Raw genomic sequence first — 15,747 nt, 5'->3', positions numbered from 1 at the left:
TCTTCCTCCAGTGCGGGACGGGACGGGCAGGGGCGGGGCGGGGGAGGCGCGTCAGCGCGCGGGGGCCGCGCCGCGCTCCAGGGCGGCGGCGACGCCGATGACGCGGCGGGCGAGGACCTCGATGGCCGCGAGGTTGTCCGGGCCGACGTTGCCGGGCCGGTTGCCGGAGACGCTGCTGACGCCGTACGGATTGCCGTTGGCGGGCGCGGACAGCACCGGGTCCACCGAGCCGGCCGGCACGATCAGCGAACCCCAGTGGTAGAAGGTGTTGTTCAGCGCCAGCAGGGTGCTCTCCTGGCCGCTGTGGGTGCCGCTGGACGAGGTGAAGGACGAGACGACCTTGCCGCTCAGGCTCCCCGCCAGGGACAGCCCGACGGTGGTGTCGAGGTACCGCTTGAGCTGGGCGGCCGGCAGGCCGAAGCGGGTGGGCGTGCCGAACAGCAGAGCGTCGGCCCACTCCAGGTCCTCCAGCGCCGCCTCGGGCACGCTGGCGGTGGCGGCCAGGTGCTCCGCCCAGGCGGGGGTGGCGGCCACGGTGTCCGGCGGGAACAGCTCGGCGGCCCGCCGCAGGCGCACCTGGGCGCCCGCCTTCTCACCGGCGGCTGCGGCGGTCTCGGCCAGCTGGTGCACATTGCCGGTGGACGAGTAGTAGATGACGGCGAAGTTGGTCATGGCGCTTCCCGTGAGCGAGGCGTACGGCGTGGGGCGAGGGCGCGGCCGGGGCCGCGGATCGCGGCGGGGCCGGGCGTGCGGCGGGGCCAGGGGTGGTGGCCGGCCGGGGGGTACGGCGGTGCGGACCGGCGTACCGATCACCCCGATCGTGGGGCGCGCCCCTCGGGCCCGCCAACGGCTTTCGCCGCACTCCGTCAAGTGCCGCCGACTCCATCAGGTCGGCCCCATCCGGGCGCCGGTGGTGCTCCCGCCACCGTGCGGGCGGCCCGGACGGTGGCCGGAGCACCGCGACCGGCTGACGCCCTGTCACCCAGAGCGTCCACACTTCAACAAAATGTTGACTGTGCCCCTGGCCCATGCATAGCTTCCAACCACTCAGCAGGCAGGAAGTGCAGCCGTACAACCGGGGGGCGACGTGCCGCGGAACCACGCCAAGCCGTACACGACCGCAGTACTGGAGTTACTGGCCGGCGAGGCACCGGCCGACCGCCTGGAGGCCCTGGCGGCGGACGCCCGGCGCAAGGGCGCGAGCACCGTGGAGTACGAGGCGCTGGAGCGGGCCAGGGAGCTGGGGCTCAGCGTCTACGCCCAGCTCGGCCGCCACCGGCGGCGCGAGAAGGGGCTGTCCACGCTCGTCGACATCGCCCGCGACCTGGCCGCGCCCTACGACCTGAACAGCCTGCTCAAGGTGATCACGCGGCGCGCCCGGGTGCTGCTCGGCACCGACATGGCGTTCATCGGCTTCCCCGACGAGGAGCGGGCCCGCGTCCACGTCCGCGCCTCCGAGGGCCACACCTCGATGCTCACCGTCGGCCTGGTGCTCCCCGGGGACGCCGGGCTGGTCGGCGACGTCCTCGCCACCGCGGCGCCCTCCTGGACCCCGGACTACCTCACCGACGGGTCGATCCGGCGCAGCGAGGCGTTCGACGAGGTCGTACGGGCCGAGGCGCTGCGCGCCGTGATGGCGGTGCCGCTCAGCAATGGCGGCGGGACCTTCGCCGTGCTCTACGCGGCCGACCGGAAGGTGCGCCACTTCACCACTGACGAGATCTCGCTGATGGGCTCCCTCGGGGACCTCGCCAGCGCGGCGGTGGAGAACGCCCGGGTGCTGGACCGCTCCACCGCCATCGTCTCCGAACTCGCCCGCACCGCCGACCGCACCGAGGCGGGCCTGCGCGACCTGCGCGAACTGGCCGACATCCAGAACCGGCTGACCGAACTGGTGCTGGACGGAGGGGATGTGCACACCGTGGCCGCCGAACTGGCCGGCCGGCTCGGCGGCGCGGTCCGGGTCTGCGCCACCGACGGCACCGTCCTCGCCGACTCGGACGCCCGCCCGCCCGGCGCCCCGGCCGCGGCTCCGGATGGCCCGGCCGCTCCGGAGGGCGCCGCTTTGGACGCCCCCGGCCCGGGGGACCCGGGGCTCGCCGACACCATGCGCGCCCACACCGCCGCCCGGCCGCTGAAGGCCGCCGACGGCACCTGGATCGCCCCGGTCACCGCCGGCGACGAGGCGCTCGGCTCGCTGTTCCTGCGCCCCGGACGCCCGCTCACCCGCCTCGACGAGCGGCTCCTCCACCTGGCCACCCGCTCGGTCGCCGTCCTGCTGCTGCTCCGCAGCGGTGGCGGCGCCGCCGACCGGAGCCGGGTGCGGGACAAGCTGCTCGACGACCTGCTCACCCACTCCGAGCACCCGCCCAGACAACTGGAGGACAAGGCCCGCCGCCTCGGCATCGACGTGGACCAGCCGCACGTCGTCGTCATCGCCCGCCCCGAGGGCGGCGCCGGCGGCCGGGCCGTCGTCTGGGCCGCCTCCTACGCCCGGCGGACGGGCGGCCTCAAGAGCATGCACGGCGGCACCGCCGTGCTCCTGCTGCCCGGCACCGACCCCAGCGCCGCGGCCCGCGCCGTCGCCGACGAGCTGTCACCGCTGCTCGGCGCCCCCGTCACGGTCAGCGGCGCCGGCCCCGTGACCGGCGCCGGCTCCGTCTTCCACGGCCACCAGGAGGCCCAGCGCTGCCTGGACGCGATGACCGCCCTCGGCGCCGAGGGCCGCGCCGCCTCGGTACGCGAACTGGGCTTCCTGGGTGTCCTGCTGTCCGACGACCACGACGTCGACGGCTTCATCGACGCCACCATCGGGCCGGTCGCCGACTCCGACCGCCGCTCCTCCACCGATCTCACCCGCACCCTGGAGGCGTACTTCGACACCGGCGGCAGCCCCACCAACGCGGCCAAGGCCCTGCACGTCCACCCCAACACCGTGACCCGCCGCCTCAAAAGGGTCGGCGAGCTGCTCGGGCCCGGGTGGCAGCAGCCGGAGCGGTCCTTCGAGGTGCGTACGGCGCTGCGCCTGGCGCGCATCCAGCACATCCTGCGCGGCCGGCGCACCGGGCCGGGTGCCGGGCCGGGGGCCGGACCACCGTCCGGTCAGGACGCCTGATCCAGGTACGCGCCCGGCCCGGCACCCCGGGTCAGCGCGGCCACCACGTGCGCGGCCGACGCCAGCGTCACATGGCGGTGCCAGCCGCTGAACGACCGCCCCGCGTAGTCCCGTACGCCCACCTGGTCGGCGACCGCCGCGAAGTCCCGGTCCACCCGGTCCAGCAGGGTGCCCAGCCGCAGCACCGACGCGGGGTGCGCCTCCGCCAGGTCGGTCAGCCACAGCGCCGCCGGCCAGCGCTGGCGGCCCCGCCACTCCCCGACGAGCAGCAGCCCCGGGGCGCTTGCCGGCGCGCCCGGCAGCCCCACCCGCAGCGCGGCCACCAGGCTGCGGCGCGCACCCCCGTCGGCACCGCCCGGCCCGCCCGTCCACATCGCCGGCCGCCGCAGCTCCCGCACCGCCCCCATGATCCGCTGCGCCTGCGCGGGCTCACCGCCCCGCGCCGGGAGCGCCGGGTCGCTCACCGACAGCGCCAGCGCGCCCCCGATCCGGGCCACCACCGGCAGGCCGGCCGCCCGCAGCCGCCGGAACACCGCCGTCACATCGGCCTCCCGGGCGTCCAGCACCACCGGCCGCACCGGCAGCCCGCCCTCGGCGGCCGTGTCCAGGCACGCCTCGACGGCACACTCCCCGAGCGTCCGCTCCAGCAGGAAACCGTCCGGGATCGCCGCCCGCACCCGCCGCCTGCCGTCGTCCAGCCAGGTCTCCGACAGGTGCAGCCGCCAGTTCGCGGGCGCGCACAGCTGCTCCGACGCCGCCCACACCCCGATGGCCCGCTGGGCGTTCATCACCTGCCCCATCGCGGACACGAAGTGCCGGTCCACGCCCACCGAGTGCTCCCCGGCCTTGGGAATGATCATCGGGTGGGCGACCCACGCCTCCGGCGGCGCCACCCGCGCCACATGGCGCGCCAGCTCCCGCCGTACCGTCGTCCAGTCCCACGTCGAGCTGGTGATGAAGTGGTGCAGCCGCTGCTCGGTGGCCGAACCACCGGTCATCGCCGCGATGTTGCGTATCGACTTGCGCCCCTCGGCCTGGAGCAGCCCCCGCAGGTACTCCCGGCCCCTGTGCCGCTGGTCCCTGCGCGTCAGCGAGGCGAACAGCACCGAGCACAGGTCGTTGAACACGTCGTCGTGCCCCCCGGCCCGCGCCGGGCCGCCCGCACCGCTCCGGGCCCCCGCGTACACGCCACCGTTCCGCATCGCATCCCCCGTCTCGTTCGCACCTGCGCAACCTCCCTCCCACTGTGTGCGCCGCCGGCACGCCCCGCCTAGGTACCCAGAGCACACACCTGCCGGACGGCGTGGTGACCGGAACACCCCCTCCCGCCCGGCCCCGCTGCCCGGCCGGCCGGAGTCCCGCTGCTCGACGCCTGAAAACGGCGACCGGGCCGCCCCCCTGCAAGGAAGGGGGACGGCCCGGTCGCGCGGTGGTCACTGCCCGGCGCTCGCCCGCAGCATGCCCTCGCGCTCCACGATCTTCACTCGCTCACGGCCCTCGGCCTCGCCCAGCGCCCGCTCGGCGGCGTCCAGCCGGTACCAGCCCTCCCACGTGGTGTACTCCACGCCCTTGTCCCGCAGGTGCGCCACCACGGCGTCCTCCTCCGGCGACACCGGCGTCAGCAGCCGGCCCTCGCGGGCGTCCTCCAGCAGGTTGGCGACCGTCTCGTTGGCGTCGCCCTTGGTGTGGCCGATCAGACCGACCGGGCCGCGCCGGATCCAGCCCGTGACGTACGTCGACGGCATCGGCGCCCCGGCCTCCACGACCCGGCCGCCCTCGTCCGGCACCGTGCCGCTGACCACGTCGAACGGCAGCTTCGGCAGCTCGTCCGAGAGGTAGCCCACCGCGCGGTACACGGCGCCCACGTCCCAGGTGGTGAACTCGCCCGTGCCCCTCACATTGCCCGTGCCGTCCAGCTCGGTGCGCTCGGTCCGCAGGCCGACGACCCTGCCGTCCTCGCCGACGACCTCGGCGGGCGACTCGAAGAAGTGCAGGAACAGCTTGTGCGGCCGGTCGCCCACATCGCGGATCGCCCAGTTCTCCAGGGTCTTCGCGACCATGTCGACCTGCTTGTTGGAGCGCCGCGACGCGATCGAGCCCTCGTCGTAGTCGATGTCCTCGGGGTTGACGACGACCTCGATGTTCGGCGAGTGGTCCAGCTCGCGCAGCTCCATCGGGCTGAACTTCGCCTGCGCCGGGCCCCGGCGGCCGAAGACGTGGATCTCCAGCGCCTTGTTCGCCTTCAGGCCCTCGTAGACGTTCGGCGGGATCTCCGTCGGCAGCAGCTCGTCGGCCGTCTTGGCCAGGATGCGCGCCACGTCCAGCGCCACGTTCCCCACGCCCAGCACGGCGACCTTCTCGGCCTCCAGCGGCCAGGTGCGCGGCACGTCCGGGTGCCCGTCGTACCAGGACACGAAGTCGGCGGCGCCGTACGAACCGTCCAGCTCGATGCCCGGGATGTCCAGCGCCCGGTCCGCCGTCGCGCCGGTGGAGAAGACCACCGCGTCGTAGAACGTCCGCAGGTCGTCCAGGTCGATGTCGGTGCCGTAGTCCACATTGCCGAACAGGCGGATCTGCGGCTTGTCCAGCACCTGGTGCAGGGCCGTGATGATGCCCTTGATGCGCGGGTGGTCGGGAGCGACGCCGTAGCGGATGAGACCGAACGGCGCGGGCATCCGCTCGAAGAGGTCGATCGAGACGCCGGGGTCGGCGGCGGCATCGGACTTCAGCAGCGCGTCGGCGGCGTAGATTCCGGCGGGGCCGGCACCGACGATCGCGACCCGCAGGGGGCGGGGCATGGCGGATTCCCTTCGAGCGAGGAACGAGCGGACACAGGGAGTGCTCGTACGCAGCCTAAGTAAGGCTCACCTCACCTCGGTACCCGCCCCCCGTCTATGGCCACATAAGCCGGGCTTATGACATCTCTCGCCTCCTTGCATGATTGGCGCCACGCTGGAGCTATGAACGGCGCCACCGGCTGGGGCGCCCGCCTGATGAACAGCTCCATCACCGGGATGTCCCCGTGGATCCTGTTCTCCCTGCTGTCCGGCCCCGGCCGCTACGAACTCGCCGCCGCGCTCTCCCTGGCCGTGGCGGTGCTGCTCCTGCTGGTGCGGCACCGCCCGGTCCTCCTGGAGGTCGCCGCGCTGGTCCTCTTCGCCGGCCTGACCGTCCTCGGCATGGTCGCCACCCCGGCCGGCCTGCGCTGGCTGGAGACGTACGCGAACGAGGTGTCCAACCTCACGATCACCGCCCTCGCCCTGCTCTCCCTCGCCGCCCGGAAACCCCTGACCACCCCGTACGCCCGCCGCAAGGTGCCCCGCGCGTTCTGGCCCACCGAGCACTTCCGGCGCGTCAACGTCGTCGTCACCCGGGCCTGGGCCCTGGCCTTCCTGGTGGCGGCCGTCGCGGGCGGTGTCGGCGACCTCGTCCTGCACCACCCGGACAACCTCTGGACGGCCTGGCTGATCCAGGCGTCGGCGCTGATCACGGCGGCGCGCTTCACCGAGTGGTACCCGGCCGTCCCCCGCCCCCCGGTCCGGCGCCTGCTCATGCCCTTCGTCGGCCTGCTCATCCCGATGGGCGTGCTCGTCCTCGTCTACGACGCGGCGCCCCGCTGGTTCGCGGTCGCCCTCATCCTGATCGGCGTCGTCCTCGCCCGCGCACTCCGCAAGGAGGTCGCCACCGCCCGCCAGGAGGGCCGGGAGCCGTGACCCCCGGCCCCGCTCACCACCGCTCGTAGGCCGTGAAGGTCATCCCGCCGCCGGCCCCGGCGGCGATGAGCCGCCCCCGGTGCTCGTAGAAGCGGGCCCCGTAGACGCCGTCCCGGAAGTGCCGCTCGTCGAGCTCCTCGCCGTCGGCCGCGTCGAACACGAACAGGTCGGTGATCTCGTCGGACTGGGTGGACCACTCGCCCAGGACGGTGAGCCGGTCGCCGTGCGCGATCAGCGAGTCGGCGGGCTCGCCGAGGCTCTCGCTCCACAGGGTCTCGCCGGTGGTCAGGTCGTAGGCCACGAGGTCGTCGTGGGGGCCCTTGTCCCACCACCCCGCCAGGGCGTACAGCCGCTCGCCGACGATCGCCGTCTGCATGGAGTAGGCGGCGGCGATCGTGCCGTGGGGGCTGTCGAACTCGATGCCCGGGCGCGGCCGTCCGTCCTGGTCGAACGAGTAGAAGCTGCCCGAGTCGAGGCTCCCGTTCCGCCCGGCGGTGAGCACCAGCGGGTCGGTGGACTCGATGGAGACGAGGGCCGTCAGATCCAGGGGCCGGCGCGCGTCGATCGGGACGTTCCACTCCAGGGCGCCGGTCGCCCGGTCGAAGGCGGCCATCCTCAGCTCGGCGCCGTCGCCGCCGAGACCGACCGCGAGCGCCGTGCCGCCGCACTCCAGGACGGCGAAGACCCGCTCCTTGCCGACCGCGACCTCGCGCGGCCCGCACTTTGCGGGCATGGCGGCCGTCCAGCGGGGCTTGCCGGTGCGCAGGTTCACCGCGCGCAGCGCGGTGGAGGCGTCCGCGGTCCGTGCGTCCCGGGCGTCGCGGTGGTCGTGGCCGATCACCGCGAGGTCGCCGCCCGTGTCCAGGAACGGGGAGCCCTCGTCGAACCGGCCGGTCGCGACCTTCCGCCGGGTGGTCCACAGCGTCCGGCCGTCCTTCAGATCCAGGGCCAGGACGGTCGTACAGCCCTTGCCCCGAGGGGCCGGCTCCCCCCTCTCGCCGCCCTCCTCCCCGTACGCGACGAGCAGCACCGAGTCGTCCGCCTTCCGCGCGCTCCCGCAGATCCGGGTACGGCCGGGCGGCACGAACTCCCAGAGCGTCCTGCCGTCCTGCCCCTCCGCGAGACCGAACCCGGTCACCGCGTCGTACCGGCTGCGGACGGCGACGTCACCGACCACCCAGGTGTCGTTGGTCTCCGTGTCGTCGGTGGGCCGGTCACTGGCCGCCGTCCAGGTCCGCACCATGGCGTCGCCCGGCAGATAGCCCTGGTACGACAGGATCAACGCGGTGAGGCTCCCCACCACCGCCAGTACGACAGCGGTTTTCATCAGTGCCCTGTTGGTCGGTCTTTCCAGCATCACGATGTTGCCCCCGGTTTCGTGGATGCTTCCGGCCCCCCATGGTCCGGAAATGACGATCACACTAGGCCAGGACCGGCGGCGAGCGGCAGGGCGACCACCTGACGGAACGCCTCGCGCGCGGTGTCTGCCCTCGGCCGACACCACCCCGGGCGGGCGCGGCGGTCACTACCGTCCGGTGACATGACGACGATCACCACGCGGACGGTCACGTACCCGGCCGACCACCTGACGATGACCGGGCACCTCGCGCTCCCGGCCGGCGACGGGCGCCGGCCCGCCGTCCTGATCGGGCCCGAGGGGACGGGGCTCAGCGACGTCGAGCGCCGCCGGGCCGAGGCCCTGGCCGAGCTGGGGTACGTGGCGCTGGCCTTCGACCTCCACGGCGGGCGCTACCTGGCCGACCCGGAGGAGATGCTGGCCCGCTGCCTGCCGCTGCTCGCCGACCCCGGCCGGCTGCGGGACATCGGCCGCGCCGCGCTCGACGTGCTGCGCGCCGAACCCCGGACGGACCCCGACCGGATCGCCGCCGTCGGCTACGGCACCGGGGGCGCGGTCGCCCTGGAACTCGGCCGCACCGGCGCCCCGCTGCGCGCGATCGGCACGGTCAACGGCCTGACCCGGTCCGGACCCGGGCGGGTGCTCAGCCGTCGGCGCTGACGTCGGCGACGAACACCCGCCAGGCGCCGGCCCCTACCACCAGGACGGGGCCGGCGGGGTTCTTGCTGTCCCGCACGGGCACGACGCCGCCGGCTGCGTTGTCAAGGACTTCGAGGCACTCACCACCGTGGGCGTCGCTGTACGTGCTCTTGCGCCACCGAGCGTCGCTCAGGTCGTACTCGCGCATCGTCTGTGCTCCTCCGCCGCTGATTCGATCAGGGTCAGGGACGCCTCCGGCGCCAGTGCGCTGGCCCTGAGCAGATCGTAGGCGGCCCGTACGCGCTTCACCAGGGCCGGATCGTCCAGCAGATTCCCCGAAAACACCGCCTCCGTATAGACGGTTGGCGGTGCGTCCTCGAACTCCATCAGCCTCAGCATCTTGCCCATCTCCGCGTACGCCCCGGCCGCGTAGGGCAGCACCTGCACCAGCACGCGACGGCTGCGCGCCAGCGCCGCCACATGGTCGAGCTGAGCGGCCATGACGTGCGCCCCGCCGGTGGGGAGCCGGAGCGCGTGTTCGTGCAGGATGACCCAGTACTCGGGCTTGGCCGGGTCCTTGAGGAGGTGTGCCCGCTCCAGGCGGGCGGCGACCGTCGACTCGATCTGGTCGTCCGAGGCGAGCGGGTTGCTCGCCAGGACGACCGCCCGCGCATACGGGGCCGTTTGCAGCAGACCGGGCACGATCGTCGGGGCGAAGTCACAGATGGCCGTCGCTAAGGACTCCAGCTCCGCCGCGGCAGCGAAATACTCCGCGTAGGGCGACTTGTTGATGAGTTGACTACACATCCGCTCGAAAAAACCATCGGTTTGCAGCGTCTCGTCAATCCTTATGGCGACATCCAACTGCGGTTTGCGAATAGCCTGTTCGAATTGACCGATGTACGCGCCGGACACGAAGACCCGCCGCCCCAGTTCCTGCTGCGTCATTCCCGCGGCTTCCCGCCGTTTCTTCAGCTCCGCACCGAAGAACTCCCAGGCTGCCTGCCGGGAGGAGCCAGCCTTGGCCATGGCTTAACACCCCTGTCCTGCTCCGCAGTTGTAGCGCGCTGCACCTGCCGATGTTAGGGGTGCGGGGCCATCCTGGGGGCAGTAAGCGGGAAAGGGATTCGGAAAGGACAGCGCGGGTGAAGGAACAGAGCGAGCGAACGCCGAAGGGGTCCGTGGACGACGCGAAGGAGGCGGTGGCGGAATTGCGCGCGGCACTGGAAAGGGCGGGAATCACCCTGCCCTCGCTGGGGCTGGACGCCGTCACCTGTGCCGCCGAGCCCCCTCGGCCGCTCGTGGAACTGGGACGTTGCACGGTGGAGACGGCGCGCAGGCTGGCCGCCGCTCTGCCGGAGGAGGGTGGCCGATCGTGAACCTGACCGTCGGGTCGTACGTCGTCGATGTCCGCAGCGGACGTGTGGGGCGCGTCATGGGGCACGTGGGGCCGTACGTACAGCTCCGGCCGATCGGCGGCGGCCGGGAGTGGGACTGCCCGCCGGAGGGCGCCCGCCCGGCGACGGACGCGGAGAGGATCAGCGCGGCGACGTCGTACGTGAACGCACGGAGCAGAGGCGAGGTGCCGTGACGTCACCCGTACCAGGTGACGTTGCACACGTACACGCACGCGTGCCGCGGCACGGCGAGGAAGCCGTCCAGTCGCTCACAGCCCGGCCTCCGCGGCCGCCGCTTCGTGGATGGCGCGGAGCTCGGAGATGGCCTTGGCGGGGTCCGAAGGCCCGCAGGGGCGCGAGGCCGGCCGACTGCTGAGCAAACCTCCGGTACGGGTGGGGCCGGGTTCCGTACGCTACCGGTCCGGCGCCCCGCCGGGGGCAGCGCTCCCTCTCCCGGGCGGGCCTCCGGTCTCGTCCCGTACGGGACAATGGGGCCATGACCCTGTTCCGCGACGACGGCATCGTGCTGCGCACCCAGAAGCTGGGCGAGGCGGACCGCATCATCACGATCCTCACCCGTGGGCACGGGCGGGTGCGGGCCGTCGCCCGGGGCGTACGGCGGACCAAGTCGAAGTTCGGCGCCCGGCTGGAGCCGTTCAGCCATGTCGACGTGCAGTTCTTCGCGCGCGGCAGCGAGCTGGTCGGGCGCGGGCTGCCGCTGTGCACGCAGAGCGAGACGATCGCGGCGTACGGCAGCGGCATCGTCTCCGACTACGCCCGGTACACGGCCGGCACCGCGATGCTGGAGACCGCCGAGCGGTTCACCGACCACGAGGGCGAGCCGGCCGTGCAGCAGTACCTGCTGCTCATCGGGGGCCTGCGGACCCTCTCCCGGGGCGAGCACGCCCCGCACCTGATCCTGGACGCCTTCCTGCTCCGCTCCCTCGCCGTGAACGGCTACGCGCCCTCCTTCGAGGACTGCGCCCGCTGCGGCATCCACGGGCCCAACCGGTTCTTCTCGGTCGCGGCGGGCGGGGTGATATGCGGCGACTGCCGGGTGCCCGGCAGCGTCGTACCCTCTGCGGAGGCCGTCGGTCTGCTCAGCGCGCTGCTGACCGGCGACTGGGAGACGGCGGACGCGTGCGAGCCGCGCCACGTCAGGGAGGGGAGCGGACTGGTGTCCGCGTATCTGCACTGGCACCTGGAGCGAGGGCTGCGCTCCCTGCGGTACGTCGAGAAGTAGAAGCAGATTGAGGAGAGTGTGAGCCGCATGGCACGACGCGGATTCCTGGGCCGGTCCCGCCGCGACTACGACGACCCCGAGCCGCACCCCTCGGGCGCGCGCCCGCCGAAAATCCCCGGCGAGCTGGTGCCGGGCCATGTGGCGATCGTCATGGACGGCAACGGCCGCTGGGCGAAGGACCGGGGCCTGCCGCGCACCGAGGGCCACAAGGTCGGCGCCGAGCGGGTGCTCGACGTCCTCCAGGGCGCCATCGAGATGGGCGTCAACAGCATCTCGCTCTACGCCTTCTCGACCGAGAACTGGAAGCGCTCGCCCGACGAGGTCCGCTTCCTGATGAACTTCAACCGCGACTTCATCCGCAAGACCCGCGACCAGCTCGACGCGCTCGGCATCCGGGTCCGCTGGGTGGGCCGGATGCCCAAGCTGTGGAAGTCGGTCGCCAAGGAGCTCCAGATCGCCCAGGAGCAGACCAAGGACAACGACCGGCTCACGCTCTACTTCTGCATGAACTACGGCGGGCGCGCCGAGCTGGCCGACGCCATGCAGGCCATCGCCGAGGACGTGCGGGCCGGGCGGCTCGACCCGTCGAAGATCGGCGAGAAGACGATCCAGAAGTACCTGTACTACCCGGACATGCCGGACGTCGACATGTTCCTGCGGCCCAGCGGCGAGCAGCGCACCTCCAACTACCTGATCTGGCAGAGCGCGTACGCCGAGATGGTCTTCCAGGACGTGCTGTGGCCCGACTTCGACCGCCGCGACCTGTGGCGGGCGTGCCTGGAGTACGCCCAGCGCGACCGCCGCTTCGGCGGGGCGATCCCCAACGAGGAGCTGCTCGCCATGCGGGGCCGCCCCGACGCCCCGGAGGCGCCGCCCAGCGCGTGAGGACGCACGCGAAGGGGCCCGCACTCCTCGGAGTACGGGCCCCTTCGCGTGTCTGCACGTCTACTTGGCGGCGCACTCCACACAGGTGCCGAAGATCTCGACCGTGTGGGCCACGTTCACGAAGCCGTGCTCCGCCGCGATCGCCTCGGCCCACTCCTCCACGGCGGGGCCCTCCACCTCGACCGCCTTGCCGCACATGCGGCAGACCAGGTGGTGGTGGTGCTCGCCCGTCGAGCAGCGGCGGTAGACCGCCTCGCCGTCGCTGGTGCGCAGCACGTCGACCTCGCCGGCGTCGGCGAGGGACTGCAGGGTGCGGTAGACCGTGGTGAGGCCCACCGAGTCGCCCCGGTGCTTGAGCATGTCGTGCAGCTCCTGCGCGCTGCGGAACTCGTCCACCTCGTTCAGCGCCGCCGACACGGCAGCTCGCTGCCGGGTCGACCGGCCGCGCACGCCGGGGGTTCCAGCCATCGCCACAGGTGCCTCCTCAACACTCGGCCCGCTCAGTCGTACGTCCGGGCCATTCTGCCAGGCTCCCTCACGCCGCCCGGCCCCTCTCGCCTCCCAGCCTGCCTCCGCCGGTCCCCGTTCCGTCCTCAGCCCTTCCCGGCCCGGACGCCGTCCCCGCCGCCGTCCCCGGCCGCGCCGGACCCGCCCGTGACGGCCAGGTCACAGGCGTCCGCCGCCGCCTCCGGCGCCCGCCCCGCCGCGCGGGCGCGCCGCCGGGCCAGCGGCGCCGCCAGCGCGGTGAGCAGCACGAACAGCGCGATGGCCAGCAGGACGATCGTCGCCCCGGGCGGCACGTCCTGGTAGTAGGAGGCCGCCGTGCCGGTGAGCGTCACGCCCGTACCGATGAGGACGGCCAGCACGAAGGTCGCCCGGAAGCTCCGGGTGAGCTGCTGCGCCGCCGCGACCGGCACCACCATCAGCGCGCTGACCAGCAGCAGCCCGACCACCCGCATGGCGACGGTGACGGTCACCGCGGCGGTGACGGCGATCAGCAGGTTCAGCGCCCGCACCGGCAGGCCGGTGACCCGGGCGAACTCCTCGTCCTGGCTGACGGCGAACAGCTGCCGCCGCAGTCCGACCGTGACGAGGATCACGAAGGCCGCCAGCGCGCAGATGGCGACGACGTCCTCCTGGGACACCGTGGACAGGGACCCGAAGAGGTACGAGTTGAGGTTGGCGGTCGAGCCGGTCGGCGACAGGTTGATCAGCATGACGCCGCCGGCCATGCCGCCGTAGAAGAGCAGCGCGAGCGCGATGTCGCCGTGGGTGCGGCCGTACGCGCGGATCAGCTCCATGGTGACCGCGCCGGCGATGGAGACCGCCGCGGCCACCCACACCGGGTTCGCGGACATCAGGAAGCCGAGGCCGACGCCGGTCATCGCCACGTGCCCGATGCCGTCGCCCATCAGGGCCTGGCGGCGCTGCACCAGGTAGATGCCGACGGCCGGGGCGGTGATGCCGACCAGGACGGCCGCGAGCAGCGCGCGCTGCATGAAGGCGAGCTGGAGGATTTCCATGTCAGGTCAGCAGTCCCGTGCGGAGCGGCTCGTCGGCCGCGTGTGGGTGTACGTGGTCGTGGCCCGGCAGCGCGTGCTGGCCGACCGCCTCCGGGGGCGGGCCGTCGTGGACCACGCAGCCGTCGCGCAGCACGACCGCGCGGTCGATCAGCGGCTCCAGCGGGCCCAGCTCGTGCAGCACCAGCAGCACGGTCGCCCCACCCGCCACCTGCTCGCGCAGCGTGGAGGCGAGGATCTCCTGGCTGGCCAGGTCGACGCCCGCCATCGGCTCGTCCATGATCAGCAGCTCGGGCTCGGCGGCCAGCGCGCGGGCGATCAGCACCCGCTGGTGCTGGCCGCCGGACAGGGCGGCGACGGAGTCCTTGGCGCGGTCGGCGAGCCCCACCACCTCGATGGCCCGCTCCACGGCCGCCCGGTCCGCCTTGGACGGCCACTTCAGCCGCGTACGGGAGAGGCGGCCGGAGGCGACGACCTCGCGGACGGTGGCGGGCACACCGCTGGCGGCGGTGGTGCGCTGCGGCACGTAGCCGACGCGCGCCCAGTCGCGGAAGCGCCGCAGCTCCGTGCCGAACAGGCCGATGGAGCCGCCGGTGAGCGGGACCTGCCCGATGACCGAGCGGACGGCGGTGGACTTGCCCGAGCCGTTCGCGCCGAGCAGGGCGACGACCTCGCCGCGGTGGACGGCGAGGTCGATGCCGCGCAGCACGGGGCGCGAGCCGAGCGAGGCGGTGGCGGAGCGGACGGATATGACGGGTTCGCTGCTCACTGCGGTGCCTCCCTTGCGGGGGTGCGGGACGCGGGTCACCTGGCGCCCAGGGCCTTCTGGAGCGCGGCGAGGTTCGCCTCCATGACCTGGAGGTAGTCGTCGCCGCGGGACGCGTCGGTGATGCCTTCCAGCGGGTCGAGGACGTCCGTCTTGAGGCCGGTGTCCTCGGCGAGGGTCTTCGCGGTCCTGTCGCTGGCGAGGGTCTCGAAGAACACGGTGGTCACCTTGTCCTTCTTGGCGGTGTCCTGGAGCTGCTTGATCCGGGCGGGGCTGGGCTCGGCCTCGGGGTCGACGCCGCTGATGCCCTCCTGCTCCAGGTGGTAGCGCTCGGCGAGGTAGCCGAAGGCGGCGTGGGTGGTGATGAAGGTCCTGGTGGTGGAGTTCTTCAGGCCGGTCTCGAACTTCGTGTCGAGCGCGGTCAGCTTCTTCACCAGCGCGTCGGTGTTCTTCCGGTACGCGGCGGCGTTGTCGGGGTCGGCCTTCTCCAGGGAGGCGCCGACGCCCTTGGCGACCTCGGCGTACTTCACCGGGTCGAGCCAGACGTGCGGGTCGGCCCCGGCCTCGCCCTCGTGGGCGTGCTCGTGACCGTCCTCCTCGTGGGCGCCTTCCTCATGACCGTGGTCGTGCGGCTCGTGACCGGCGGAGGTGCCGTGCTTCTCCAGCGTGGTCAGGGTGGCCGCGTCGACGGTGTTCTTCACGCCGGCCTGGGCGACGGCGTCGTCGACGGCGGGCTGGATGCCCTTGAGGTAGAGGATGTAGTCCGCTTCGCCGAGCTCGCCGATCTGCTTCGGCTTCAGCTCCAGGTCGTGCGGCTCGACGCCGGGCTTGGTGAGGGTGGTGACGGAGACGTGGTCGCCGCCGATCTGCTCGGCCAGGTACTGCATGGGATAGAACGACGCCACCACGTCGAGCTTCCCCCCGTCCGCCGCGGCGGAGCCGGAGGAACCGCCGCAGGCGGAGAGGGTGACCAGGCCGAGGGTCACGGCTCCGGCGAGGGCGGTGGTGGGTATCAGACGGCGTACGTTCATGGGATTCATTTTCAACAAATGTGGAAACGATTGTCAACAAACGGGGCAAGCGGCTCCGGCCGCCCACCGATTTGATCGGAG

General features: G+C 72.9%; 16 protein-coding genes and 1 pseudogene. 7 read left to right on the top strand and 10 right to left on the bottom strand.

Features of this window, described 5'->3' with window-relative positions:
• Positions 1-51: 51 nt before the first annotated feature.
• A complete protein-coding gene (locus tag ACF08D_RS09230; RefSeq protein WP_392221931.1) occupies positions 52-672 on the bottom strand; it encodes an NAD(P)H-dependent oxidoreductase in 621 nt (206 codons plus the stop codon).
• Between the two features lie 415 nt (positions 673-1,087).
• On the opposite strand from ACF08D_RS09230, the gene ACF08D_RS09225 reads away from it, so the two are divergent.
• On the top strand, positions 1,088-3,115 hold the full coding sequence (locus ACF08D_RS09225) for a helix-turn-helix domain-containing protein (protein ID WP_392221930.1): 2,028 nt from the start codon (positions 1,088-1,090) through the stop codon (positions 3,113-3,115).
• On the opposite strand, the gene ACF08D_RS09220 is transcribed toward ACF08D_RS09225, so the two are convergent.
• Together ACF08D_RS09220 and ACF08D_RS09215 are read right to left on the bottom strand one after the other, a co-directional pair.
• Positions 3,103-4,317 carry an IS701 family transposase gene (locus ACF08D_RS09220; RefSeq protein ID WP_392221929.1) on the bottom strand — a complete coding sequence of 405 codons (1,215 nt, stop codon included), beginning with the start codon at positions 4,315-4,317 and terminating at the stop codon, positions 3,103-3,105. The genes ACF08D_RS09225 and ACF08D_RS09220 overlap by 13 nt on opposite strands.
• Before the next feature lie 231 nt (positions 4,318-4,548).
• A complete protein-coding gene (locus ACF08D_RS09215) occupies positions 4,549-5,913 on the bottom strand; it encodes an FAD-dependent oxidoreductase (RefSeq protein WP_392221928.1) in 1,365 nt (454 codons plus the stop codon).
• 162 nt (positions 5,914-6,075) lie between these two features.
• Here ACF08D_RS09215 and ACF08D_RS09210 point away from each other — a divergent pair, with 162 nt between their 5' ends.
• Entirely contained in the window at positions 6,076-6,828 is a 753-nt protein-coding gene (locus ACF08D_RS09210) for a hypothetical protein (protein WP_392221927.1), read from the top strand.
• 13 nt (positions 6,829-6,841) lie between these two features.
• Here the strand turns inward: ACF08D_RS09210 and ACF08D_RS09205 are convergent, their stop codons facing one another.
• Positions 6,842-8,155 (bottom strand): PQQ-binding-like beta-propeller repeat protein, encoded by a 1,314-nt coding sequence (locus ACF08D_RS09205; protein WP_392221926.1) that lies wholly within the window; start codon positions 8,153-8,155, stop codon positions 6,842-6,844.
• A gap of 213 nt (positions 8,156-8,368) precedes the next feature.
• Between ACF08D_RS09205 and ACF08D_RS09200 the strand changes: the two are divergent.
• Positions 8,369-8,821: pseudogene (locus ACF08D_RS09200) on the top strand (dienelactone hydrolase family protein); the annotation flags it as partial.
• Positions 8,822-8,828: 7 nt separating this feature from the next.
• Here ACF08D_RS09200 and ACF08D_RS09195 read toward each other — a convergent pair.
• Entirely contained in the window at positions 8,829-9,032 is a 204-nt protein-coding gene (locus ACF08D_RS09195; protein ID WP_392221925.1) for a DUF397 domain-containing protein, read from the bottom strand.
• Positions 9,014-9,853: a helix-turn-helix transcriptional regulator gene (locus ACF08D_RS09190; protein ID WP_392221924.1), complete on the bottom strand. Its 840-nt coding sequence runs from the start codon at positions 9,851-9,853 to the stop codon at positions 9,014-9,016. The genes ACF08D_RS09195 and ACF08D_RS09190 overlap by 19 nt, the downstream gene beginning before the upstream one ends.
• Positions 9,854-9,969: 116 nt before the next feature.
• Between ACF08D_RS09190 and ACF08D_RS09185 the strand changes: the two genes are divergently transcribed.
• From ACF08D_RS09185 to ACF08D_RS09170, 4 genes are all read left to right on the top strand, one after another.
• Positions 9,970-10,203 (top strand): hypothetical protein, encoded by a 234-nt coding sequence (locus ACF08D_RS09185; RefSeq protein ID WP_392221923.1) that lies wholly within the window; start codon positions 9,970-9,972, stop codon positions 10,201-10,203.
• The gene (locus ACF08D_RS09180; protein ID WP_392222372.1) at positions 10,200-10,415 is read left to right on the top strand and encodes a hypothetical protein; all 216 of its coding nucleotides are present in this window, start codon (positions 10,200-10,202) and stop codon (positions 10,413-10,415) included. Before ACF08D_RS09185 ends, ACF08D_RS09180 begins: the two co-directional genes overlap by 4 nt.
• A 302-nt stretch (positions 10,416-10,717) precedes the next feature.
• Positions 10,718-11,464 carry a DNA repair protein RecO gene (gene recO / locus ACF08D_RS09175; RefSeq protein WP_156694494.1) on the top strand — a complete coding sequence of 249 codons (747 nt, stop codon included), beginning with the start codon at positions 10,718-10,720 and terminating at the stop codon, positions 11,462-11,464.
• A 27-nt stretch (positions 11,465-11,491) separates the two neighbouring features.
• A complete protein-coding gene (locus ACF08D_RS09170; protein WP_392221922.1) occupies positions 11,492-12,349 on the top strand; it encodes an isoprenyl transferase in 858 nt (285 codons plus the stop codon).
• Positions 12,350-12,409: 60 nt separating this feature from the next.
• Here the strand turns inward: ACF08D_RS09170 and ACF08D_RS09165 are convergent, their stop codons facing one another.
• From ACF08D_RS09165 to ACF08D_RS09150, 4 genes are all read right to left on the bottom strand, one after another.
• Positions 12,410-12,817 (bottom strand): Fur family transcriptional regulator, encoded by a 408-nt coding sequence (locus ACF08D_RS09165; protein ID WP_392221921.1) that lies wholly within the window; start codon positions 12,815-12,817, stop codon positions 12,410-12,412.
• 125 nt (positions 12,818-12,942) lie between these two features.
• Positions 12,943-13,872 carry a metal ABC transporter permease gene (locus ACF08D_RS09160; RefSeq protein WP_392221920.1) on the bottom strand — a complete coding sequence of 310 codons (930 nt, stop codon included), beginning with the start codon at positions 13,870-13,872 and terminating at the stop codon, positions 12,943-12,945.
• 1 nt (position 13,873) lies between these two features.
• Entirely contained in the window at positions 13,874-14,638 is a 765-nt protein-coding gene (locus ACF08D_RS09155; RefSeq protein ID WP_392221919.1) for a metal ABC transporter ATP-binding protein, read from the bottom strand.
• 35 nt (positions 14,639-14,673) lie between these two features.
• Positions 14,674-15,666 carry a metal ABC transporter substrate-binding protein gene (locus ACF08D_RS09150; RefSeq protein WP_392221918.1) on the bottom strand — a complete coding sequence of 331 codons (993 nt, stop codon included), beginning with the start codon at positions 15,664-15,666 and terminating at the stop codon, positions 14,674-14,676.
• Between the last annotated feature and the right edge of the window lie 81 nt (positions 15,667-15,747).

This window comes from Streptomyces sp. NPDC015131 (assembly GCF_043079975.1).
Taxonomy (GTDB): domain Bacteria; phylum Actinomycetota; class Actinomycetes; order Streptomycetales; family Streptomycetaceae; genus Streptomyces.
The sequence above is the reverse complement of the archived record's forward strand: the minus strand, read 5'-3'. Positions and strand labels throughout refer to the sequence as shown.

Coding starts and splice junctions, on each gene's coding strand:
- ACF08D_RS09195 (WP_392221925.1), bottom strand. CDS start 9,032: ATGCGCGAGTACGACCTGAGCGACGCTCGGTGGCGCAAGAGCACGTAC.
- recO (WP_156694494.1), top strand. CDS start 10,718: ATGACCCTGTTCCGCGACGACGGCATCGTGCTGCGCACCCAGAAGCTG.
- ACF08D_RS09220 (WP_392221929.1), bottom strand. CDS start 4,317: ATGCGGAACGGTGGCGTGTACGCGGGGGCCCGGAGCGGTGCGGGCGGC.
- ACF08D_RS09160 (WP_392221920.1), bottom strand. CDS start 13,872: ATGGAAATCCTCCAGCTCGCCTTCATGCAGCGCGCGCTGCTCGCGGCC.
- ACF08D_RS09165 (WP_392221921.1), bottom strand. CDS start 12,817: ATGGCTGGAACCCCCGGCGTGCGCGGCCGGTCGACCCGGCAGCGAGCT.
- ACF08D_RS09210 (WP_392221927.1), top strand. CDS start 6,076: ATGAACGGCGCCACCGGCTGGGGCGCCCGCCTGATGAACAGCTCCATC.
- ACF08D_RS09150 (WP_392221918.1), bottom strand. CDS start 15,666: ATGAACGTACGCCGTCTGATACCCACCACCGCCCTCGCCGGAGCCGTG.
- ACF08D_RS09190 (WP_392221924.1), bottom strand. CDS start 9,853: ATGGCCAAGGCTGGCTCCTCCCGGCAGGCAGCCTGGGAGTTCTTCGGT.
- ACF08D_RS09230 (WP_392221931.1), bottom strand. CDS start 672: ATGACCAACTTCGCCGTCATCTACTACTCGTCCACCGGCAATGTGCAC.
- ACF08D_RS09215 (WP_392221928.1), bottom strand. CDS start 5,913: ATGCCCCGCCCCCTGCGGGTCGCGATCGTCGGTGCCGGCCCCGCCGGA.
- ACF08D_RS09170 (WP_392221922.1), top strand. CDS start 11,492: ATGGCACGACGCGGATTCCTGGGCCGGTCCCGCCGCGACTACGACGAC.
- ACF08D_RS09205 (WP_392221926.1), bottom strand. CDS start 8,155: ATGAAAACCGCTGTCGTACTGGCGGTGGTGGGGAGCCTCACCGCGTTG.